Here is a 22,533-nt window from a genome sequence, read left to right on the forward strand (position 1 = left end):
CGCCGTCCCGCACGGACCGCGGCATGATTCCTGCAGGGTGGTACTGGCGGTCACTCCCGCGGCGCCGACCGGCCGCATAGCTGGACGCCACCGGGCGGCGGGACGCGTCCGCCGCCATCACATCGTCGGACCGGTCTGGGCATGTCACTAGTGCCGGTCTCGGCGCACAGATACCGTACAAACGCTGAGCAACAGAGGACACCACCATGACCACCATCGCCATTGTCGGCGGCGGCCCGGGCTTGGGCCGCGCCGTCGCCCGTCGCTTCGGCCGCGAGGGATTTGACGTCGCCCTGATCTCCCGCAGCCGCGAACATCTGGACGAGCGGGTCGCCGCCCTGAGCGCCGACGGTGTGAATGCCCGCGGCTATGTCGCCGACGGCCGCGACGGCGAGGCACTAGCCGGGCCTTGGCCGACGCCGCCCGCGAGCTCGGCCCCATCGAGGTGCTCCAGTGGAGCCCTGTACCGGCCCGCGAATTCATGAAGCCGGTGCTGGAGACCAGTGCCGAGGACCTCGTCGGCCCCATCGAGATGTCCGTCTACGGCCCCGTCAACGCGGTGCGTCAGGTACTGCCGGGCATGCGGGAGCTCGGCCGCGGCACGATCCTGCTTATCAACGGCGGCTCCGCCGTCCGCCCGGGCCCGAAGGTCACCGGCACCTCGGTAGCCTTCGCCGGGGAGAGCGCCTACGGGCAGCTCCTCCACGATGCGCTCGCCCCGGAGGGGATTCACGTAGCCCAGCTGATCATTCCGCGCGGCATCGGCGGCGGCGAACCCTCCCACGAGCCGGCCGCCCTGGCCGATCGTATCTGGGAGCTGCACGCCCGGCACGACGGCGACTTCCGCACCTTCGTGGAGCCCATGGATGCCTGACCTGACCGAGCGCGCTCGGCGTCGCTTTGCCGGAGTGCTTGCCCACTGGGAAAGCCGAGAGGCATAATGGTGGGGAGCCACCCGGGCGCAACCGGATGGCTCCCCGAGGCAGGCAGTTCAGTTGAGCCACCTGCCGAGGGCATCCACAAGGACACCAATGGCCCGGACCAGATGAGCGAGAGATTCGAGTACTTCGCTCAGCTGCCGGGCCATTCCCTTGCCCTTGCGGACTTTGGCATGTCGGCCTTTCGGCTTGGACATGGCCCCCACCTCCTCCCTGGCTCCTAACCTTCCCGGCCAAGAACATGGAATGTTCCGAGAGGAGGTGCCGAAGAAGGCGCTTCCAGCGTACGCGGCGGGTACGACGCGTATGGGGTGGCCATCCGACCATCGCGCTCCGAGGCGATGCAACGCCCGTGGGCCCCTGCCGTCAGCCTGTAAACGTCAAAATCACCGGCTCTTCGGGTTTGAGGGTGTGTGGTCGTGTTCGGGTGTGTGGGGTGGTTGTCGCGTCGTGCGTTGTTGTTTGTCCGGGCGGGCGGGTCGGCGGGGACGCTCGAGGACGTGGGTTGGCCCGCGACGACGTGGCCCGGCCCTCCAGGACGCCGTCTAGGAGGGCGTTCTCGACGGCTGGCCGGCGTTCTGGAGGTCTAACCCGCGTCCTCGAACGATCCCGGCCAGCCCGAAAACGTCCCCGCCGACCCGAAGACGACCCTCGCAGGGTAGCGAACCATCACGGGTTGTTGGCGCGAGCGTGGTGCCCCGACCCGGTGCGTTGTGGGGAGGCATGCCGTCAACCCCTTCGGTGTTCGGACCGAGCCCCCGCACTCGGACCGCGTCACTTCACTTGGACCGCGTTTCTGCGCTTGGACCGTCTGAGAGCGCGTCTGAGACGGTCCAACCGCAGTTAGACGGTCCAACTGGAAGCGGGCGGTCCAATCCCGGGACGAAGGAGGTGCCGACCAGCGCCTCGGAGCACGCCCTGCCAGCAACAGACGGGCGAGGCGGGAACATGCCAGCGGTGGGCGCCCCGGCGGCGTGCGAGGGCGACGTTTTGCACGACCCTGGGCGACGCTGCACGACCCTCGTGCGCATTCCACGACCCCGGGGTGGTCGTGCAACACACACCAAGATCGTGGAACGCGGCCCGAAGTCGTGCAACACATAGGGGCGGGGTGAACGTCACCACCACCCCGGCACACGCACCCACAACCACCCCACCACCACACCCACAAACACGAAGGGCCTCATTACCGCCACTGGCGGTAAACTTTGGCGGTGATCGGCGTCGCATATGACCGTACGCCCTCGGGCCGACAGGAGGCAGATGGCTTACGCACCCCCTTCGCCCGCACGCCCGCAATCGACAACTTGTGTATGGAGACTACGGAACTCGTGGGAGCGCTCGGCCCCGCTTCCCCGCTGATCACGAGCCTGCAGCTGCACCGCGAACTGCGCATTCGCAGATCCGCCCCTAGTCAGCGCTCAGGCGGGCAGCTGGCAAGTCAGGGACGCGGACTAGACGCCGGCCAAGCGGCCCCGTCCCGCGCGTCTGTCACACGCGCGGGACACGGTCCAAGGTGGGCTCGCCGACGCGGGTGTCGGGGTACTCGCGCACGCGCTTGCGCCGGTGCATGGCCACGTAGTGGCGCTCCACCTCGCCGGTGTACACCTGGCGGGGACGCCCGATCCGCTTGGCCGGGTCGCTCATCATCTCCCGGTACTGGGCGATCCAGCCGGGCAGGCGCCCGAGCGCGAACAGCGGCGTGAACATCTTCGTGGGGAAGCCCATCGCCTGGTAGATGAGGCCCGTGTAGAAGTCGACATTCGGGTACAGGCTGCGGGAGATGAAGTAGTCGTCGGACAGGGCGACCTCCTCCAGCTCCATGGCGATCTCCAGCTTGCGGTCCCCATCCTTGGAACCCAGACGCGTGAGCACCTCGTGGGCGGTCTCCTTCACCAGGGCGGCGCGGGGGTCGTAGTTCTTGTAGACGCGATGCCCGAAGCCCATCAGGCGCACGCCGTCCTCCTTGTTCTTCACCTTGCGGACGAACTCGGTGGTGCTCATGCCCTCGGACTGGATCCGGTCCAGCATGCGCAGCACAGCCTCGTTGGCGCCGCCGTGCAGCGGTCCGGACAGGGCGCCGACGCCGGCGGCCACGGAGGCGTACATGTTGGCGTCCGAGGAGCCGACCAGGCGCACGGTGGAGGTGGAGCAGTTCTGCTCGTGGTCGGCATGCAGGATCAGCAGCATGTCCAGCGCCCGCACCACGGTGGGGTCGATGTCCCTGACCTGGTAGGGCATGCCGAAGGTCATGTTGAGGAAGTCCTCGACGTAGCCGCGCTTGGGGTCGGGGTACAGCAGCGGCAACCCGATGGCACGGCGGGCGATGTAGCTGATCATCGTGGGCATCTTGCTCAACAGCAGGACGGTGGCCAGCTCGATCTCGTAGGGGTCGTGCGGATTGAGGGTGTCCTCGTAGTAGGTGGCCAGGCCGGCGATGCCCGCCTGGAGGATGGCCATGGGATGTCCCGAGGAGGGGAAGGACGTGAAGAAGCTGCGGAAATCCTCGTGCAGCAGGCGGTGGCGGCCGATGCGCCGCTGGAAGCGTTCGAAGGTCTCCGGGTCCGGCAGTTCTCCGTTGATCAGCAGGTAGGCGACCTCCAGGAAGCTGGAGGACTTGGCGAGCTCCTCGATGGGGTAGCCGCGGTAGCGCAGGATGCCGGCGGCGCCGTCGATGTAGGTGATCTCGGAGGTGCAGGCCGCCGTGTTGGTGAAGCCGGGGTCGAGCGTGACCAGGCCCGTGGTCCCCAGCAGCTTGCCGATGGCGAGTCCGTCGGAGCCGTCGGTGGCCAGCGCGCGGGGCAGTTCCAGGCTGGTCTCGCCGACGGTGAGCATCCCGGGGCCGTCCTGGGCGCTGAGGTCAGTGGGCGTTTCGGTCATGTGTGTCTCCTTGTTGGCGACGGCGGGCCGCGGGAGCGGCCCCGGACCTGTCTGCCCGGAACCATACCGGCACGCGGGCGCCGACGTCGCCCCGGACCACACCGATGGCGCGGCTGAACGGCTCATACTCACCGCGCCATCGGCGTTTTTACAGGAGTCTTCGCAGCAGTGTCATCGCCCCTACAGCTCCCTCCCGTTGGAGGCGATTACCTGCCGGTACCAGTCGAAGGACTGCTTGCGGGTGCGGTCGTAGGTGCCGTTGCCCTCGTCGTCGGCGTCGACGTACACGAAGCCGTACCGCTTGTTCATCTCGCTGGTGGACATCGATACCAGGTCGATGCAGCCCCAGGGGGTGTATCCCATGAGCTCGACGCCGTCGTCAATCGCCTTGCCCATTTCACGGATGTGGCGGCGAAGGTAGTCGATGCGAGCCTCATCCCGGATAGCTCCGTCCGCATCCGGCCTCTCACGGATGCCCACTCCGTTCTCCACGATGAAGAGCGGAAGCCGATACTTGTCGTACAGCGAGACGAGCGAGTAGCGCAACCCCTCGGGGTCGATCTGCCAGTTCCACTCGTTGACCCCCAGGTAGGGGTTCTTCACCCCCGAGGACAGGTTGCCGCTCACCCGCTCGCGTTCGCCCTCGTCCCGGGCGGACACCAGCGACATGTAGTAGCTGAAGGACAGGAAGTCGACGGTCCCGTCCACCAACTCGGCCCGATCGGCATCGGTCACCTCGACATGCAATCCCTTACGGGCCCAATCGTGCTCTACCCACCGCGGATACTCACCGCGCACGTGGACGTCCGCGGCCATCTCGTTGTCCCGGTTGGTGCGCTGCGCCAGCAGCTGGTCCTCCGGGTGGGCGGTAAGCGGGTAGTGCAGCAGCTTGGTGAGCATGCATCCCATCCGGCGTCGGGGACAAGCTCGTGCAGAAGGCGGGTGGCACGCGCCGAGGCGAGGAGTTGATGGTGCAGCGCCTGGTAGCAGACCTCCTCCATGTTCATCCCCTCGAACTGCTCGGCCATCAGGCCGGCGGTGGTGAAGGGATGCCGGAAGATCGAGTCGACCTCATTGAATGTCAGCCAGAGCTTAACCTCGTCCCCGTACTCGCGGAAGCAGACCTCGGCGAAGCGCATGAACAGGTCGACCATGGTCCGGTCGTACCAGCCACGGTGGTTGAACACCGTGGCGAGTGGCTGCTCATAGTGATGCAGGGTGACTAGCGGTTGAATGTTGCGCTCACGCATGGCCCGGAACAACTCGTGGTAGAAGCGCACGCCGGCCACGTTGGGCTCGACCTCCTCCCCGGTGGGGAATAGCCGACTCCACTGGATGGAGACTCGCAGCGTCTTGAACCCCATCTCCGCCATGAGGTCCAGGTCCTCCCGGTAGCGGTGGTAGAAATCGTTGCCGCGTCGCTTGGCATAGGGACCTTTAGATTCCGTCCATTTCAGGGCGGTCTCAATGTCTGCCAGGGTGATGGCGTGACCGGCACGGTAGTCGCGCGGGTCGATATCGGGCTTGTGCCGGGTTACGTCGGCAACCGACGGCCCCTTGCCGTCCTCGTTCCAAGCGCCCTCGCACTGGTTCGCGGCGAGCGCCCCGCCCCACAAGAAGCCGTCGGGAAAAACCGGCTGCAGTTCGTCTAGCACGTTCATGCGGGAACAGCCTCCTTGCTGTCGTTTTGGTTAGCAGGGTCGGATTCCCCGTCAAGGCTCTCCTGTGCGGCACGGCGATCATCAATGGCTACGAAGGGCACCCACATCAGGGTGGTGGCGATCAGGATGATCGCCTGGACCACAACCCCCTGCCAGCCGAAGCCAATGAAGCCATTGATGAAGACCGGCACCCCGAAGGGGACGTCCACGGTGTTGGCCTGGATGAACCCGAGGTTCATCGCGACCATGGCAATCGCCGCCGATATTCCGGTGTTGAAGATGAACGGGATTGCGTACAGCGGGTTCAATACCAGGGGGACACCGAACACGAGCGGCTCAGAGATGCCGCAGATCGCCGGAACGAAGCCGATCCGGGAGATCATGCGCAGGTCCTCCTGCTTGGACATCAGTGCTCCCACGATCGTCAGGCCGAGGATGCCGCCAGCTCCGCCGAGGACAATGAAGGTCACCCAGAACCCGTAGGTGAGCGGCTGAGTTGGCTCTGCACCGGCGTTGACCGCCGCAATATTGGCGGCAATGGCGGTGGCGAACAACGGGTTGCGAATCGGGGAGATCACCAAACCGCCGTGGATGCCGAGGAACCAGAACAACTGCGAGAACAGCGCCATGAGGATGACGCCCGCACTGGACTGGAAGATGACCTCCAGTGGGTGCTGCAGCACCGCGTACACCCATTCATTCAGGTAGCTGCCGGTCCCCAGCCGGAACAGCACGCCGAAGACAGCGGAGAAGGTCAGGATGAGGAACACGGGGATGAGTGAGTTGAATGACTGCGCGATGGCGGGTGGGACGGAGTCCGGCATCTTAATGCGCAACGCCTCAATCCCGGACAGCCAGCGGAACAGCTCCGTAATGACAACGGTCCAGATGATGCCGATGAACAGGCCCTGGGCACCGAGTGCGCCGTCTCCGAGGCCCGCCGCGGTGCCACCGTCGGAGCCGTCCTCAAGCAGTGCCTGCACACTCTGCGGGACGACGGTCACGTAGGCGGCAACGCATAGGATCGCGGTTGCGTGGGTAGGCGTGCCGTTGCGCTTGGCGAGCTGCCAGCCGAGCAGGACGACGATGGGGATCGTCATGAAGCTCATGGTGGCGAAGTTCATCGCGGTGAACGCACCGTCGAGATTGGCGAGCGCGGGGATCCAGCGGGCCAGCCCCGTCTCCTGCGAGGACACCAGGGAGCGCAGCAGACTGGCGAAGGAACCGACCAGGATGAACGGCAGGAAGTAGCCGAAAGAGTTCTTCAGCGAGTTCAGATACTTGTTTTCGTCTACCTTCTCGGCAACGACAGTCAGGCCATCCGAGAACCGGTCGGAGAGAGAGGGCATATCACTCGCCCCCGGTCAACGACTCGGCCTGGGCGATAACGGTGGCGCCATCGCCCCTCCCGTAGGCACGGGCATCGATGACCTCGACCGGGGCGACATCGCCGACCACGGCCCGCACCTTGCGCAGAATATGGCGAACCTGCGGGCCGAGCAGGACAACGTCGAAATTGCCGAGTTCGGACTCGATGGATGACTGGTCGGCCGCCCAGATCTTGTAATGCTTGCCCTGTGCCGCGGCCGCCTCTTGCATACGTTGGACGAGGATAGAGGTGGACATTCCCATGGCGCAGGCAAGCATGATGCGCAGCGTCGGTCCTTCCTGATTGGCGGCCTTCTCCGGCTGGGGGCTGAGCTCGGTCATTTCAGTTCTCCTTCGTGTTTGTGTTGGTGTCGGTTGTGCTGGTCTGGTCCACTGGTGCGGTCGAGGTCGCAGCCGGAGCGGCCGACGGCGAGACTCGCGCCTCCAGTTCATGGATCCGGGAATAGAGTTCGATGAGCATTTCGGCGTTCTCCTTGGCCATGAGCGCCATCGTCAGGTGGTCGTTCGCGTGCACCAGAACGATGTCCACGTCCACGTGGTCCTGACCGGCCTCCCTTTGGAGAAGAGCGAACTGGATGTCGTGCGCCTGGCGGAAGTCGTCGTCCGCACGGGCCAGGGCCTGACGGGCGGCGTCAAGGTGTCCCTCCCGGGCAAGTTCCACGGCCTCCATGGCCTTGGACTTCGCCGTCCCGGCGGCGAGGATCAATTCGAATGACACGGCGTAGGGATCGTCGGGTTGTCCGGTCGCCGGCTGCGGCTCGCTCATGCTTCCTCCTGTGGTTGCTGGGTGATCTCTCGAATCGAACGGACGATGGCAGAGAAGTCGCGGCTCTTGATGAGTGTGGTGATGTGTTCCTCGCTCATGAGGTACCTGGACAGGTCCTGGTAGAACTGCTGCAGGTCCTTGCCCTCCCGCGTGGAGATGGACACCAGGCATACGACCTGAACCAGATTGCGCGTCCAGCGGATGGGCTCATCCAGGACGCCGACGGCAATGAAGGTCTCCTCGCTCATGGCCACCTCGCCGTGCGGCATAGCGACCCGATTACCGAAGTCGGTCGGCGCCAGCGTCTCCCGCCGCAGCACCGAGTCGAGAAACACTGCGGGCAGGTCGTATCTGGTGCGGGCGCACTGGGTGAGTACTTCGATCGCCTCGTGCGGAGTGCGCGCATCCAGGTGGGGAACGAACAGTTCGGGCGAGAAGACCTGGTCGATCCGGGTACTCGGCTCACTGATTAGCATCCGTCTGATCTTCCGGATGTCGGCGTCGTCGATGAATGGACCGACGTCGAGGACGGGGACGCCCGGATCGGTTTCGAGGGCGACCGTGGTCAGGACGAGGTCCGTGTCCGGCTGTGCCCGGACGGGCTCCCGCGTGCTGACGGTGATGAGCGACTCGATCAGGTCTCCGAGACGCTCACGCACTTGCAATTCAATCAGCCGAGTCGCCGCGCCATCAGCGTCAGACACGAGCACCACATGCTTGCGCCGTTGCTCCGGCCGACGACGTTCTAGGGCGAGTGCGAACCACAGGGCGACGTACCCGGCCTCGTCCTCAGAGACGGTACGGCCAAGGTGGCGGGCGAGTGCGGTGCAGGCCTGCACGGCCACGGCATAGGCAAGCGGATAGGACTGCTTAATGCGCTCGAGGCTCTGGTTGGGCATCCGCATCTGGAAGCGCAGCCGTACCAGCAGCGGAATCGTGTGCTGAACCAGGGACGCCCGCAGTTCGTCGTCGCCGGACAGGCCCAGGCCGAAGCCCTCGTCGACGATGCGGAGCATCCCATCCACCACCCGGCGCGCCTCGACAATGCTTTGAGAGTCGGAGGCATCGGCGGGAGAGGTAAGTACCCTGCGCCCGGCGAAGTGCAGCGCCAGGTAATAGCGTTCCTGCAGGGGGTAGGACAGTTCCAAGTCCTGTTCCAGGCGGTCAAGGATGTCATCGGCGACGCCCAATTCGGCATCGGTGACGTACTGTCCCAGCTCGATGACCTCGCCCGTGATGGTGCGACCCGCCCGGACCCGATTGGTGGCGATGGCGACGTGCAGGATCACGCTGCGCACTGCTTCGTCCGCCAGCGGGATTCCATGGGCGTCCAGCACTTTGCGCACGTGCCGTTCCGCCCGGCCCACCCCCGGTTCTAGATCATCTACCGCGAACCGCGAGCTGTGCTCCGGGTCGTAGACGGTTGCCAGGCAGGTACGTATGTCTAGTTCCGCACCGATTACCCGCACGCCCTTGTAAGGGCGCCGGTCGACTAGCAGGCTGTGCTCGGCGAGTATGGGCTCCACCTGGGCCAGATCTGCCGCCACCGTCTTCTTCGAGACGAATAGCGCCTGCGCAATGACCTCGAGCTTGATGTAGTCCTGTGCGGTAAGCAGTAGCCGCAGCAGATAGCGCCGACGTTCCACCGCCGTCACGGGAGTACCGTCAACGGCCCCGCGCGCCTCCTTGAGGTCCGCGAAGGCTTCGGCATCGGTGATTGTCAGGATGTAGCCGGTACCGGGCTTGGACTCGATGCGGGCGCCGCCGTCGGCCAGGGCGCGGCGCGAGCGCGACAGGAGGCTACGGACGGTGCGACTCGTCACGCCCAAACGGTCGGCGAGTTCCGCGGCGGTGACCACCTCGGTATCCCGAAAGGCGTCCAGCACGTCCCAGATGCGCTCGTCCACCGCTCGCCTCCTTCGTCGTCGTTGACGACAAAAAAGGTATGAGCATTCGCGGGCGTCCTCCATCCCGTCGTTTTCCGGGACGCTACGGAAACCTGTGACCCGGTCGGCGCGGCTTTCCCCTCGCCCGCCTCGCCCGTCAGCCGGCGAACAGTGCGGCCGCGCCGGGGGCGTGCAGGCGGCGCACGGCCGCGGCCACCCGGTCGTCGGTGTCGGTCAGGGACATGCGCACGTGCCCGGCGCCGGCCTCTCCGTAGAAGTCCCCGGGGGCGACGACGATCCCCAGCTCGGCGAAGGCGCCGACCAAATCCCAGGCGCTCATGGAGGCCGGCCCGCTCAGCCACAGGTACAGGCCGGCAGCCGACTCGGGGTCGTTGACCAGGCCGACAGTGGCGGTCCCTTCCAGCAGGGCCTCCCGCCGGGCCCGGTAGACGGCCTGCTGCGCCGCCACATGCTCGGCGTCGGCGAGTGTGGCCGCCAGGGCCGCCTGCACGGGGGCGGGCGGGAGCATGCCGGTGTGGCGACGCACCTCGGTGACGGCGGCGACCAGCTCGGGGTCGCCGGCGAGGAAGGCGGCCCGGTAGCCGGCGAGGTTGGACTGCTTGGACAGGGAGTACAGGGCCAGCAGCCCCGTGAAGTCAGGTGCGCCGTCGGAGCCGGCGCCGGTCACACGCGGATCGAGCAGGCTGGGCACGCCGTCGGTGGCCCAGGGCTCCTCCCAGGCGAGTTCGGCGTAGCACTCGTCGGACAGGACGACGACGCCGCGCGCCCGCGCCCAGGCGACGATGCGGGCGAGCTGGTCTACGGCGAGGACGTGCCCATCGGGGTTGCCGGGGCTGTTGAGCCAAATGGCGACAAGTCTGCCGTCGGGCAGCTCCCAGGTGTCGGGGTCGGCGGCGGTGTCGACCGGAACGGGGGTGGCGCCGGCCAGACGGGCGCCGACGTCGTAGGTGGGGTAGGCGGCGCGGGGGTGGGCGATGAGATCGCCGGGATGGGCGCCGAGCTGAAGCGGAAGCTGGGCCACGGACTCCTTGGAGCCGATGGTGGGGATAACGGCGACGTCGGTGAGGCCCCGCACGCCCCGGCGGCGTCGCATCCAGTCGATGATGGCGGCGCGTACCTGGGGCGTGCCGTCGGCAGGCGGGTAGCCGGGTGCGTTGGCGGCGGCCTGGAGAGCATCGCGGGCGACGGCGGGGCTGGGGTCCACGGGCGTGCCGATGGACAGGTCGACGACGCCATCAGGGTGCTGGGCGGCGCGCTGCCGGTAGGGGCGCAGGGAGTGCCAGGGGAAGTCGGGCAGCGCGAGCGGGCGGGGCAGGGCGGCCGGGGTGAAGTCGGGGCCGGCGGGCGTGGAGGCGTTCACACCGCCATTGTCCGCGATTAGCAATCGCGACACGTGACTTCGCTCGGTCTCGGCACGTCATTAGTGCCGGTCTCGGCGTGTTGCTTGTGCCGGTCTCAGCGAAGGAGCCGGCCGGAGACGGGCGGGCGGAGCCTGGCTCAGTAGCCGTTGGCGGCCTTCCAGTCCTCGTTCTGGGGCTCCAGGGCTGCGATCATGGGGTCGTCGTAGTCCTGCGGGCCGACGTTCTGGGCGCCGCCCGGGGAGCCCAGGCCCTTCAGGGAGAAGAAGTCGATGTTCGCCCGGGTGTAGTCCTCCCACTCCTCGGGCACGTCGTCCTCGTAGAAGATCGCCTCGGTGGGGCACACCGGCTCGCAGGCGCCGCAGTCGACGCATTCGTCCGCGTTGATGTACAGGCTGCGCGCCCCCTCGTAGATGCAGTCGACCGGGCATTCGTCCACACATGCACGGTCCTTGACGTCCACGCAGGGCTGGGCGATCACGTAGGTCATTGACTGCTTCCTCTCCATCTCGGGGCGTACCGCGCGGGGCCGCGGGCGCATCAGCTCTCTCAAGTATCTCCCCGCGGCGGCGCCGCGCCCAATAGCCGCGCGAGGTGTCAGCATGTACGCCGATTCAGGCACACCGGATGCCCATCTTTGCGTCACGCACCAGGTGCGAATTGCGTCCGCCAGCCGCGCGCCGGCCGACGTCACCCAGGTCAGCTACACACCACGGGGTTGTCGGAGTCGTAGGCGGTGGTCAGTACATCATCAGGCAAAGACTCACCGTCGTGACTGCGGGTACGGGTGACGGTGACGTCGAATCCCTGCGTACCGCCGCCGTAGGGCTCGCATCCGGGGCCGGAGCTGTACACGGTGGCGTAGGGCCGGTAGTTGGTGTGCTCACCCTCGGTGATGGTGACCTCGTAGTAGGGGGTGGACCACAGCCGCACGTGCACCTCGCCGTCGCCGGCCCAGGCCTGTACCAGCACCGTGTACGGCGTGGAATTGCGCCACTTGACGTCCTTGACGCCGGTCCAGATGGTGGCCTCGCGTCCGGCCGGGTAGCGGGTGAACCAGTAGGTGTGGGGCCAGTGCTCCACATCGTCCATGCCGGCCTCGAAGCCGGCGTTGAACACGGTGGTGCCCACCTGGGACAGGCCGCCGCCCATGGCATCGGTGTGCTGCCCGTCGGTGACGACGCCGGCGTAGGTGTAGCCGTGCTCGAGGTCCACCGGGCCCAGGGCGTCGGTGGTGGAGAAGGTCTCCCCCGGCGCCACCAGGGTGCCGTTGATCATCTCGGTGCCGCGTTGGAGGTTCTGGTCGCGCCCGTACTGGGAGACGTATGGGGTGGAGAACTCGCCGACGATCTCGACGATCCCCCACTCGTCCTCGGCGGTGGTGACCTCCGGCCGCAGGACGGTGATGGGGGCGGTCACGATGCGGTCGCCGTCGGCTTCCGTCCCGGCGGCCAGGACCGCCTCGGCCAGCGCGCCCGCATCGATGCCCGTGCCGGTGGCGGAGGGATGGTAGACGGGCTTGGCCGCGGCGGCCGTCTCCGGGTCACCGTCGATGGTCCAGGTGGCGTCGGTGGCGGGGGTCTCGATCTCCTCTCCCAGGGCGGCGACGACGGCGTCGTGCAGCGCGTCGGTGTCCAGGGTGGCGGTGAGGGTGCCGTCGGGGGCGGAGATGACGGTCATGGCGGCCAGCGCCGCCGGGGTCAGGACGGCGTCGTCCGCGGCCGCGTCGGCGGCGCTGGTGCCGGCGGCGGTGACGGTGATGTCGCCGGACAGCAGCGGGGTCAGGACGGTGTCGATGAAGTCTTGGGCGTCGGCGTCGGTGACGGCCGGGGTGGCGGTACCCGAGGCGAGGGCGATGGTGTCCTCACCCAGTGGCCAGGCGTCGGTCAGGGCGGTCACGCTCGCCTCCACGTCCAGCCCGGCGCCGACCGCGCCGGGGGTGAGCACGGGAGTGGTTCCGTCCAGGGCGACGACGGCATCGGCGACCCCGGTGGCGAGGGTGTCCAGGCGGGCGTTCAGGGCGCTGGTGAGTGCGGCGGCGTCCACCTCTACGACGCGTCGACGCCGGTTCCGGTCAGCCGCCGCACCAGGGTGACGGGACTCAGGGTGGGGCCGGTGAGCCGGTCGACGCTGGCGGCGGCGTCCACGCTCACGCCGGAGCGCGCGGGGATGAGCGTGTCGGTGGCGTCGTCGACGGTGAGGGTGACCGGCTGCTCCAGTTGCGCACCGATACCGGCATCCACGGCGGCAATCGCCTGCGCGCGGGTCATGCCGGAGACGTCGACGCCGGAGACGCTGGAGCCCGGGGCCAGGGTACGGGTGGTGGCCCAGGCGAGCCCGAGCCAGGCGATGACCACGGCGGCGCCGAGGGTGAACAGCAGCGGGCGCAGAACCGACTGACCGGAGCGGGCGCCGCGCGCGGCAGAAGCGGCTGGAGCCGCGGCGGCAGCGGGCAAGTCGACGGCGTACGGGGCGGCGACGTCGTCAAGCGGGGCGTGGTTCATGGGCGCACTCCCGGGGCAGAGCGGTGACAGTCCGGCGCGTCAGGCGCCGGCGCGACGACGGCGGGCGGCGTCCTTGAAGCGTTCCTGGGAGTCGAGGATGACCTTGCGGATGCGCACGGCGTCCGGGGTCACCTCCACGCACTCGTCCTCGGCGGCGAACTCCAGGGCCTCCTCCAGGGTGAGGCGGCGCGGCGGGGTGAGTGCCTCGTAGACGTCGGCGGTGGAGGAGCGCATGTTGGTCTGCTGCTTCTCGCGCACCACGTTGACGTCCATGTCCTCGTCGCGGGGGTTCTCCCCCACGACCTGGCCCTCGTAGGTCTCCTGACCGGGCTCGACGAAGAAGGTGCCGCGGTCCTGCAGCCGGATCAGGGCGTAGGCGGTGACGGCGCCGGCGCGGTCGGACACCAGGGAGCCGGTGGTGCGGGCGGTGATCGGGCCCGCCCAGGGCTCGTAGCCCTCGGCGATGGAGGAGGCGATGCCGGTGCCGCGGGTCTCGGTGAGGAACTGAGTGCGCCAGCCGATCAGGCCGCGGGCGGCACCAGGAACTCCATGCGGATCCAGCCGGTGCCGTGGTTGGTCATGGTCTCCATGCGGCCCTTGCGGGCGGCCATGAGCTGGGTGACGGCGCCCAAGTGCTCCTCGGGCACGTCGATGGTCATGCGCTCGACCGGCTCATGGCGCTTGCCGTCGATCATCTTGGTGACCACCTGCGGCTTGCCGACGGTCAGTTCGAAGCCCTCGCGGCGCATCTGCTCCACCAGGATGGCCAGTGCCAGCTCGCCGCGGCCCTGCACCTCCCAGGCGTCGGGTCGGGTGGTGGGCAGCACGCGCAGGGAGACGTTGCCGACCAGTTCGCGGTCCAGGCGGTCCTTGACCTGCCGGGCGGTGACCTTGGCGCCCTTGGTGCGGCCGGCCATCGGGGAGGTGTTGATGCCGATGGTCATGGAGATGGCGGGGTCGTCCACCTTGATCAGCGGCAGGGGGCGCGGGTCCTCGGGGTCCACCAGGGACTCGCCGATGGTGATGTCCTCAATGCCGGCGACGGCAACGATGTCACCGGCGTGGGCCTCCTCGGCGGGCTTGCGCTCCAGGCCCTCGGTGACCAGCAGCTCGGAGACGCGGGCGGAGGTGATGGAGCCGTCGTGGCGGGCCCAGCCGACGGTCTGGCCCTTGCGCAGGGTGCCGGCGTGGATGCGCAGCAGGGCGAGCCGGCCCAGGAACGGGGAGGCGTCCAGGTTCGTCACGTGTGCCTGTAGCGGCGCGGACTCGTCGTAGGAGGGGCCGGGGATGCGCTCGATGATGGTGCGGAACAGGGGCTCGAGGTTCTTGGAGGCGGGCAGCTCGCCGTCGGCGGGCTTGACGGTGTCGGCGCGGCGGGCCTTGGCGGAGGCGTACACCACGGGTACGTCCAGCACGGCGTCGAGGTCGATGTCCGGGTGCTCGTCGGCCAGGTCGGAAGCGAGCGAGAGCAGCAGGTCGGTGGTCTCGGAGACGACCTCGTCCAGGCGGGAGTCGGGGCGGTCCACCTTGTTGACCACCAGGATCACGGGCAGGCTCGCCTGCAGGGCCTTGCGCAGTACGAAGCGCGTCTGTGGCAGGGGGCCTTCGGAGGCGTCCACGAGCAGCAGCACGCCGTCCACCATGGACAGGCCGCGCTCGACCTCGCCGCCGAAGTCGGCGTGGCCGGGGGTGTCGATCACGTTGATGGTGATGCCGGCGGCAGTCCCGCGTCGACGGCGGCGGGGCCGGCGTAGTGGACGGCGGTGTTCTTGGCGAGGATGGTGATGCCCTTCTCGCGCTCCAGCTCGCCGGAGTCCATGACGCGTTCGCCGGTGTTGTCCTGGGTGGCGCGGTTGCCGAGGGCACCGGCCTCCCAGAGCATCGCGTCGACAAGCGTGGTCTTGCCGTGGTCGACGTGGGCGACGATGGCGACGTTGCGCAGGTCCTGGCGCACGGTCATATGGCTGATTCCTCCCCTAGGCAAGCGCCCGCGGGCGCACAAACTCAGCAAGGGTACCGCCGCGCGGGGCGACGGGCCATGACAGGCGCGACATGCCGCCTGTGCGGCCGCTCACCTCGGCATCGCGGGGCGGGGTCAGAACACTCCAGCCAGCAACGCTGCAATAGCGGCGACTGCGACGCAGACAGGCAGCGGGTTCCATCGCGAACTGGACTGGCCCGGGTCAGGCCGAGCAACGTTGCTCATGGCACGGTGTTCCTTATAGGTGATGAGGAGATCACCCGCAGCATCGGCGTCCAGGTGTGCGCGATAAACAGCATCGCTCTCTTCCAGGTACTCCTCCGGGACTTCGCGGCGCACACGAGCGTCATGCTCCGTGCGGCGGGAGCCGAGTAGCTCTCGTTCTCGCAGCTCCTGCCGTCTGCGGAAGGATGTGGACAGCCTCCGGCGCGTTGTGCCGCAGAGGCCTTGAAGGTGCGGCCGGAGAAGGTGACGATCTCCAATCCCCACCGAGTGCGGCAGGAATCCACCTCGCTCCAACCGAGGTGATGCGTGCGCCAGGCATTGCGCACCGTAATCCCGGTATAGGCGATGGTGAGCTGCGGCGCCCACCACAAGCACCAGACCGCCAGCATCAATAACAGGCCGCAGCCCAGAGCCTGCAGTCCGTTGCGGGTACCGTCGGCGAGCCAAACCGTAATGACGACCCAGGTCGTGCCGACACCCGTCAACAGGGTGCCGGCACGACCTGACAGAGAGCGGATTACAACCGTGGGCAAGGCCCCCGCGACTCCCTTACTCGGAGACGTAGCCGACGTTCTCGGAACGGAAGTAGGCCAGGCCCTTGGCCCCGAAGTTCGCCAAGTTCTTCGGGACGGCCGTGAACTGCATGCGCTCGTAGATGGGGAAATTCATGACGTTCTCCCAGATGAGCGCGTCGCACTCATTGGTCATACGGATGCGCTCATTATGATCCGCAGTCGAGGCAATCTTTGCGGCATAGTCATCGATCTCCGGGATCGACTGGGAGGTGTAGTTGCTCAAAGAACTCGAGCCGTATATCTGACCGATGTTGGCCATAGGGTACTGAGTACCCTCCCAGGTGAAGGCAGTCATCTCATAGTTCTTGGCGTTGATGTACTCAGGGAAATAGTTATTGGAGTCAACCGGGTCCAGCCTCATCTCAATGCCGACCTCGCTGAGCTGGCTCTGCAACAGGTTGGCCTCATTCTCCGTCGTCTGAGTCCCAGAGGGAAGCGTAAAGGTGAAGCTAAGGCGCTGACCGTCCTTTTCGCGGACACCATCAGACACCTCGACCCAGCCGGCGTCATCCAACAGCTGTTTGGCGGCGTCGGGGTCATAGGACCACTCTGTCGAGTTATCCTGATAACCCTCCTGAGGAGGCATGAAGAAATGATTCCCAAGCAGCACATCATCGATCTCGATCGGCAGTCCCGCCAGGTCGGAGGAAGCAATAGCGGCACGATCACAGGCACGCAGGACCGCCTGACGCACAGCCTTGTCCGCCAGTGGACCGGAGGCCGCATTGATGGTGAAATGTCGCCACTGCAGACCGAAGTTCTGACGGATCTCGGCGTCCTCCCGCCCGGCGGCCTGGTTGTAGACATCGGCAGAGATGATGTAGTCGATGACGTCGATGGCTTTGTTCGCGAATGAGGTCGCTTCGGCTGCAGGGTCCAGGACGCGGAAGGTGACCTTGTCCAGCAGCGGGGCCTCACCCCACCACAGGTCGTTGGGGACCAGGGTCACCAGTTGCTGGGACTCGTTGTAGGAGTCCACCTTGAAGGGGCCAGCGAAGTAGTCGTTATTGTAGGAGCCGGCACCCGCCATAGCCTCATTGAAGGTCTCGGCGTCCACGAAGAGCTCTTTCGCAAAGACGCCCGATAGCGCATTAGTCCAGTCGGGGAAAATCGACTTAAAGGTAACTTTAGCGGTCAGATCGTCGATAATCTCGACAGACTCAACGTCGGCGATACCATCCGTCGAGGCCCACTGATAATCGGGATCCTCGGCGTGAGCGAAGAAGGCCTCAATGTCTTCGGAATCCATGTGACGCCCGTTACCCCAAACGGCATTCTCGTTGAGGGCCACCGTGGCGACGGTCTTGCCGTCCACCTCCTCAGCCTCGAAGGTGGTGTAGAAGTTGGGGTTCGCGGTCGGGGTGCCGTCGTCTGCCCAGTCGAGGAAGTAGGGGGAGACAAAGTCCAGAATATTACGCAGATTGACGTTAACGCCGTTGGCCTGATGATAGTTCCAATTGGCAATGGTGTTGGAAATAGCGAAGTTCAGGGTACCGCCCTGTTGTAGGGAGGAGCGGTCTTGGCGATTCATCGCCTGGTCGAAGTCGATCTCGGCGTTTGCATCGGCAGACGAGTTCGAGTTGGACTCGGTGTTCTTGGCGCAGGCGGCCAGGGCGGCCATGACTGCCGCGGAGGCCGAGCCGGCGAGGAACAGGCGGCGGTTGATGTTCATAGGAGAGCTCCGATTGGGGATAGATTTGGATGGTTGGGGGTTGGCTGCAGCAGTGGTTGCGTACCGGCGCAGCCGGCCCGTTGGCATGGCGTACATCATACGTTCAGACACAGTAGTCGCATCATGCTCGCTGCTGCACACGATATGTAGTTCTGCACTGTTTGATCACAAGTACCTTGCTTCGCGCCGCAGCGCTACTCGCGCCGTCAGAACACGGCGGTGCGCTCGGGGTAGTAGCAGGCAACCTCGTGATCCTCGCCCTGCCGGGCGAAGTCGGGCATCCGCTCCAGGCACGCCTGCCTCTGCTCGTCGTTCAGCTCGCCCGCGAACTTCGGGCAGCGGGTGCGGAAGCGGCAGCCCGACGGGGGATCGGCAGGAGACGGGAGGTCGCCTTCCAGGATGATGCGGCTGCGGGTGCGCTCCTTGGCCGGGTCCGGGATAGGGATGGCCGACAACAGTGCCTGTGTGTAGGGATGGGCGGGCGCGGAGAAGACCGCATCGACATCACCGATCTCCACAATCTTGCCCAGGTACATGACCGCCACTCGATCGGCGATGTGCCGCACCACGGACAGGTCATGGGCCACGAACAGGTAGCTGAGCCCCATGGTGGCGCGCAGCTCATCAAGCAGATTAATCACCCCTGCCTGAATGGACACGTCCAGGGCGGAGACCGGCTCGTCCAGCACGAGCAGCTTCGGTTCGAGTGCAAGCGCCCGGGCAATGCCGATGCGCTGGCGCTGCCCGCCGGAGAAGTTGCGCGGATAGCGGTTGGCATGGCTTGGCTCGAGCCCCACCAGTTTCATGAGCTCCTCGACGCGCGGGGCGACCTGCGGCTTGTCCCAGCCGTTGGCACGCAGCGGCTCCGCAATGATGTCGTAGATGGGTAGCCGCGGATCCAGTGAGGCCATGGGGTCCTGGAAGACGACCTGCAAGTCACGGCGAACCTGCTTACGCTCCGAACGCCGGATTGCCGCTGCGTCCCTGCCCAGGACCACGATCTTGCCGTCCTGCGGCGCCTGCAGATTAAGCACCTCCATGAGGGTGGTGGTCTTGCCACAACCGGATTCGCCGACAATCGCGAGGGTCTCCCCCTCCCGCACGTCGAAGGAGATGCCGGCCACCGCGTGCACGGTGCCGACGCGCCGCTTGAACACGGCCCCCTTCATCAGGGGGAACTCCTTCACCAGGCCATCCACCCGCAGCACCTCTGGGCGCTGCGCATGAGGCAGGCTCATGACATCGGCGGTCTTGAGGGAGGGGACCGGGAAGATGTCGGTGTAGTCGAGGTTGTTCTTGTCGATCTCCGGGAAGCGACGGCAGGCGGACAACTGCTGCGTACGGAGCGAGCCATCCTCCCGGACAACATCGCCGGAGACGGCAACCAAATCGGGCTCACCGTCCAGGCACTCAGCCACCGCCATGGGGCAACGGGGCACGAACGGGCAGCCGGTGGGCGCCTCCAGCAGCGAGGGCGGGCTCCCCTCCAGGGCGGCCAGGGCCGAGTCCTTCTTGGCGTCCAGGCGAGGTAGCGCCCCGAGCAACCCGATCGTGTAGGGCATGCGCGAGTGGTAGAAGATATCGTCGACGTTGCCGGTCTCGACGACTCGGCCCGCATACATGACGGCGACCCGGTCGGCTATACCGGCCACTACCCCCAGATCATGGGTGATCATGATGACGCCGGCGCCGGTTTCCTTCTGGGCCGTGCGCAGCACATCGAGGATCTGCGCCTGGATGGTCACGTCCAGGGCGGTAGTCGGCTCATCGGCGATGATCAGGTCGGGATTGTTGGCGATGGCGATAGCGATGACGGCGCGCTGGCGCATACCACCGGAGAACTCGTGCGGATAGGCTTTAAACCGCACCTCAGGGTTGGGAATGCCCACCAGATCCAGCAGCTCGACTGCCCGCTTGTTGGCATCGGCGCCGGGCATGTCCGGGTTGTGGACCTTCAGGGCCTCGACGATCTGGTCCCCCACCGTGTACACGGGCGTAAGGGCAGACAACGGGTCTTGGAAGACCATGGACACCTGCGTGCCCCTGATCTTGGACATGTATTCGTCGCTGCGCCCCAGCAGTTCGGTGCCGTACAGGCGCACCGACCCGGAGACATCCGCGGTCTCGTCAAGCAATCCCATGACCGCCGTCGAGGTCACCGATTTGCCGGAGCCCGATTCGCCAACGAGGGCGAGCACCTCCCCGCGTCTCACAGTCAGGTCGATGCCACGCACCGCGTGTACACGACCATCCTCGGAGGGGAAGGAGACATGCAGGTCCGAAACCTCCAGCAGCGGGGCATCCGCCGTCCGGTTCGGAAGCTCCTGAGACTCAACTGCCGCGTTCGTACCGGGTCGTGTCGCTCTCATGCCTTGCCTCCGGACTTGGACGAGGGGTCGATGGCGTCACGCAGCCCATCACCCATGAAGTTGACGCACACGAGCATGAACACCAGAACCGTAGCGGGGGCCAGGAAGATCCACGGGTAGGTGGTGGCGGAGCGTTGTCCCTCCGCAATCAGCGTGCCCAGTGAGGTGTTCGGTGCTTGCACGCCGAAGCCGAAGTAGGACAGCGTCGTCTCGCTGAGAACCGCGTAGGCGACGTTGAGGGTGGCATCGACGATCAGCAGCGAGGCGATGTTGGGAATAATGTGGCGAACGATGATGACTGGGCTGGGCACGTTCATGAAGCGTGCCGCATTGACGTAGTCGAGGTTCTTGACGCTAAGGGTCAGCGAGCGCACCACGCGCGCGGTCAGCATCCAGCCGAATCCACCCAGTAGCACGATCAGCAGAGCGGTCGACCCCTTAGTCGCTCCCGCCTTCTGAGAGAGGATGGCGATGATCAGGAAGGACGGCACCACCAGTAGCAGGTCGGTCGCCCACAGGGCGACCTTCTCCCACCAGCCGCCGAAATACGCTGCAGAAGAACCGATAACCGCGGCGATACTGGTCTGCAGCAGGGCGACGAACACTCCGATCATCATCGACTTGCGCGTGCCCTCGACCACCATGGCGAAGACATCGCGTCCCCCCTGCGTGGTGCCGAACCAGTGGGTGGCGCTGGGCGCTTGCAGGAAGGCCTTGGAGTCCACGTCCGTGTAGGCCCACTGACCAATGTGGCTGCCGAAGATCGCCATCAATGCCAGGGTCAGGAGGCCAATAGCTCCGAACACGGCTGTCTTGTTGCGCAGGAAGCGGCGCAGGATGATGCGCCCACGGGTAAGCCGCTTGGATTCCTTGGGGTCCTCGTCCACAAGGCTGCCTGCGTCTGCGGCAGTAAGCGGGGCCTGTCCCGGCTGGTCCATGGCGGACTGCCCTGCGCCACTCAAGTTGGCAATCGACTTCGTATCGGGGTGTACGGCACCGTCTGGTTCGTGAGTCGAGTCATGCATGTCGGTCAGCTCACTCTCACCCGTGGGTCGACGATGGCAACGAAGACGTCGGACAGCAATGCACCGGTCAACGTGCACAGGCCGGAGAACGCGACCACGGCAGTGACCCCGTTGATGTCGTAGCTCGCGATCGAGTTGATTGAGTACTCACCCATGCCGTGCCAGCCGTAGACGCGCTCGGTGATCGCCGCACCGGTGAACAGGCCGGCCAGGGCGAAGGCGAAGTAGGTGGCCATGGGGATCAGGGCGGTGCGCAGGGCGTGGCGGGTGGCGGCCTGATGCTTGCGCAGCCCTTTGGCGCGGGCGGTGCGCACATAGTCGGCGCCGAGGGTATCGAGCATGAGGTTGCGCTGGTAACGCGAGTATGAGGCGATCGACCCCAATGACATCGAGAGCGTCGGCAGCAGCAGGTGCTGGGCACGCCCCAGGAAGCCCTCGCCCTCGCCGGTGAACTCGAAGATCTGGTAGCCGGTAGTCCGGTTGATGTGGACGGCGAGCACCTGCAGCAGGATCGCCAGCACCATTGCCGGCGTGGAGATGACAATCATGGCGAGCAGGGAAATCGCCCGATCAGAGAGCTTGTACTGACGAGTGGCAGTCCAGGCGCCCAATGCGACACCACCGACCATGCCGATCATGGCTCCCAGGAACACCAGCCGCACCGAGACTGCGATCTTCGTCGCCAGCAACGCGTTGACCGACTCCCCCTTCGGCGTCACCCCCCAGTTCCAGGAGGTGGCTACCTCGCGGAGCCAGGTGATGTAGCGTCCCCATACGGGCAGGTCCGAGCTGATGTTGTACTGGACGAGAGCGGCGTTGATTGCGTCCCAGTTCAGCGACGGGTCCTCGCGATTCCAGTTGTTGGCGGGGTCCAAGGACGCCGATGCCAGCAGGTACGCCAGCGACGTCGCTATGAACAACAGGAGCGCGTAGTTCGCGATCCTGCGCATTAGGTACGGAAACATGCGGTCTTCTCTTGGGCGGGCCGCGGGAGGACGCGGCCCCTCGGGGAGGCCGGATTCCGCGCAGCTACGGACGTCCTGCCCGGATCAAGTCGCCCACGGACGGCTCCAGGCCCGAACGGACCGTCTCACAATACCCGCATTCCGAGACGCCCTTGGCACCCCCGACGTCAAGGCCGGAGGTTATGCCCAACGATGGACGGCGCAGAACCGCGAATAACGACCACGCAAGTAACCTCTACCACATCCCGGCCGAAGGGCAGGCGGCAGACTCCCGAGGGACTGGCGCACAGGTGAACACACGCCCTCGTCGGCCGAGGC

At 66.3% G+C, this 22,533-nt stretch carries 16 protein-coding genes and 2 pseudogenes; 2 read left to right on the plus strand and 16 right to left on the minus strand.

What is annotated here, in order from left to right:
* Positions 1-206 precede the first annotated feature (206 nt).
* Both BW737_RS17110 and BW737_RS14830 read left to right on the plus strand, forming a co-directional pair.
* Positions 207-485, plus strand: coding sequence for an SDR family NAD(P)-dependent oxidoreductase (locus BW737_RS17110; RefSeq protein ID WP_218961939.1), 279 nt, complete (start codon positions 207-209; stop codon positions 483-485).
* Positions 410-874, plus strand: coding sequence for a Rossmann-fold NAD(P)-binding domain-containing protein (locus tag BW737_RS14830; RefSeq protein ID WP_218961940.1), 465 nt, complete (start codon positions 410-412; stop codon positions 872-874). The genes BW737_RS17110 and BW737_RS14830 overlap by 76 nt, the downstream gene beginning before the upstream one ends.
* Positions 875-2,429: 1,555 nt before the next feature.
* Here the strand turns inward: BW737_RS14830 and BW737_RS14835 are convergent.
* From BW737_RS14835 to BW737_RS14910, 16 genes and pseudogenes are all read right to left on the minus strand, one after another.
* Positions 2,430-3,818 (minus strand): citrate synthase, encoded by a 1,389-nt coding sequence (locus tag BW737_RS14835; RefSeq protein WP_086614661.1) that lies wholly within the window; start codon positions 3,816-3,818, stop codon positions 2,430-2,432.
* 180 nt (positions 3,819-3,998) lie between these two features.
* Positions 3,999-5,479, minus strand: a pseudogene (locus BW737_RS20150) (glycoside hydrolase family 1 protein).
* Positions 5,476-6,828 (minus strand): PTS sugar transporter subunit IIC, encoded by a 1,353-nt coding sequence (locus tag BW737_RS14845; protein WP_086614660.1) that lies wholly within the window; start codon positions 6,826-6,828, stop codon positions 5,476-5,478. Before BW737_RS14845 ends, BW737_RS20150 begins: the two are co-directional and overlap by 4 nt.
* A 1-nt stretch (position 6,829) precedes the next feature.
* Positions 6,830-7,189: a PTS sugar transporter subunit IIB gene (locus BW737_RS14850; protein WP_218961941.1), complete on the minus strand. Its 360-nt coding sequence runs from the start codon at positions 7,187-7,189 to the stop codon at positions 6,830-6,832.
* A gap of 1 nt (position 7,190) precedes the next feature.
* Positions 7,191-7,634, minus strand: coding sequence for a PTS lactose/cellobiose transporter subunit IIA (locus BW737_RS14855; RefSeq protein ID WP_086614659.1), 444 nt, complete (start codon positions 7,632-7,634; stop codon positions 7,191-7,193).
* On the minus strand, positions 7,631-9,541 hold the full coding sequence (locus BW737_RS14860; protein ID WP_180272249.1) for a BglG family transcription antiterminator: 1,911 nt from the start codon (positions 9,539-9,541) through the stop codon (positions 7,631-7,633). Before BW737_RS14860 ends, BW737_RS14855 begins: the two co-directional genes overlap by 4 nt.
* 136 nt (positions 9,542-9,677) lie before the next feature.
* Positions 9,678-10,901 carry a succinyldiaminopimelate transaminase gene (gene dapC / locus BW737_RS14865; RefSeq protein WP_276567350.1) on the minus strand — a complete coding sequence of 408 codons (1,224 nt, stop codon included), beginning with the start codon at positions 10,899-10,901 and terminating at the stop codon, positions 9,678-9,680.
* Positions 10,902-11,038: 137 nt separating this feature from the next.
* Positions 11,039-11,389, minus strand: a complete 351-nt coding sequence (gene fdxA / locus BW737_RS14870; RefSeq protein WP_086614657.1) for a ferredoxin — start codon at positions 11,387-11,389, stop codon at positions 11,039-11,041.
* A 209-nt stretch (positions 11,390-11,598) separates the two neighbouring features.
* Positions 11,599-12,945 carry a VanW family protein gene (locus BW737_RS14875; protein ID WP_086614656.1) on the minus strand — a complete coding sequence of 449 codons (1,347 nt, stop codon included), beginning with the start codon at positions 12,943-12,945 and terminating at the stop codon, positions 11,599-11,601.
* Positions 12,946-12,947: 2 nt separating this feature from the next.
* Positions 12,948-13,403, minus strand: a complete 456-nt coding sequence (locus BW737_RS14880; RefSeq protein WP_086614655.1) for a hypothetical protein — start codon at positions 13,401-13,403, stop codon at positions 12,948-12,950.
* Positions 13,404-13,442: 39 nt separating this feature from the next.
* Positions 13,443-15,363: pseudogene (gene typA, locus BW737_RS14885) on the minus strand (translational GTPase TypA).
* A gap of 242 nt (positions 15,364-15,605) precedes the next feature.
* Entirely contained in the window at positions 15,606-16,142 is a 537-nt protein-coding gene (locus tag BW737_RS14890; protein WP_143233411.1) for a PH domain-containing protein, read from the minus strand.
* A gap of 16 nt (positions 16,143-16,158) precedes the next feature.
* The gene (locus BW737_RS14895; protein WP_086614653.1) at positions 16,159-17,856 is read right to left on the minus strand and encodes an ABC transporter family substrate-binding protein; all 1,698 of its coding nucleotides are present in this window, start codon (positions 17,854-17,856) and stop codon (positions 16,159-16,161) included.
* Between the two features lie 206 nt (positions 17,857-18,062).
* The gene (locus BW737_RS14900; RefSeq protein ID WP_086614652.1) at positions 18,063-20,225 is read right to left on the minus strand and encodes a dipeptide ABC transporter ATP-binding protein; all 2,163 of its coding nucleotides are present in this window, start codon (positions 20,223-20,225) and stop codon (positions 18,063-18,065) included.
* Positions 20,222-21,163: an ABC transporter permease gene (locus tag BW737_RS14905; protein ID WP_099330399.1), complete on the minus strand. Its 942-nt coding sequence runs from the start codon at positions 21,161-21,163 to the stop codon at positions 20,222-20,224. The genes BW737_RS14900 and BW737_RS14905 overlap by 4 nt, the downstream gene beginning before the upstream one ends.
* A 92-nt stretch (positions 21,164-21,255) precedes the next feature.
* Positions 21,256-22,215, minus strand: coding sequence for an ABC transporter permease (locus tag BW737_RS14910; RefSeq protein WP_086614650.1), 960 nt, complete (start codon positions 22,213-22,215; stop codon positions 21,256-21,258).
* Between the last annotated feature and the right edge of the window lie 318 nt (positions 22,216-22,533).

Origin of the sequence: Actinomyces ruminis (assembly GCF_002154335.2) — a bacterium.
GTDB lineage: Bacteria > Actinomycetota > Actinomycetes > Actinomycetales > Actinomycetaceae > Actinomyces > Actinomyces ruminis.

Bases quoted from the DNA above. Each gene is read 5' to 3' on its own strand.
- BW737_RS14855 (WP_086614659.1), bottom strand. From the start codon at position 7,634: ATGAGCGAGCCGCAGCCGGCGACCGGACAACCCGACGATCCCTACGCC.
- BW737_RS14895 (WP_086614653.1), bottom strand. From the start codon at position 17,856: ATGAACATCAACCGCCGCCTGTTCCTCGCCGGCTCGGCCTCCGCGGCA.
- BW737_RS14880 (WP_086614655.1), bottom strand. From the start codon at position 13,403: ATGAACCACGCCCCGCTTGACGACGTCGCCGCCCCGTACGCCGTCGAC.
- BW737_RS14905 (WP_099330399.1), bottom strand. From the start codon at position 21,163: ATGGACCAGCCGGGACAGGCCCCGCTTACTGCCGCAGACGCAGGCAGC.
- BW737_RS14900 (WP_086614652.1), bottom strand. From the start codon at position 20,225: ATGAGAGCGACACGACCCGGTACGAACGCGGCAGTTGAGTCTCAGGAG.
- BW737_RS14835 (WP_086614661.1), bottom strand. From the start codon at position 3,818: ATGACCGAAACGCCCACTGACCTCAGCGCCCAGGACGGCCCCGGGATG.
- BW737_RS14845 (WP_086614660.1), bottom strand. From the start codon at position 6,828: ATGCCCTCTCTCTCCGACCGGTTCTCGGATGGCCTGACTGTCGTTGCC.
- fdxA (WP_086614657.1), bottom strand. From the start codon at position 11,389: ATGACCTACGTGATCGCCCAGCCCTGCGTGGACGTCAAGGACCGTGCA.
- BW737_RS14850 (WP_218961941.1), bottom strand. From the start codon at position 7,189: ATGACCGAGCTCAGCCCCCAGCCGGAGAAGGCCGCCAATCAGGAAGGA.
- BW737_RS17110 (WP_218961939.1), top strand. From the start codon at position 207: ATGACCACCATCGCCATTGTCGGCGGCGGCCCGGGCTTGGGCCGCGCC.
- BW737_RS14910 (WP_086614650.1), bottom strand. From the start codon at position 22,215: ATGTTTCCGTACCTAATGCGCAGGATCGCGAACTACGCGCTCCTGTTG.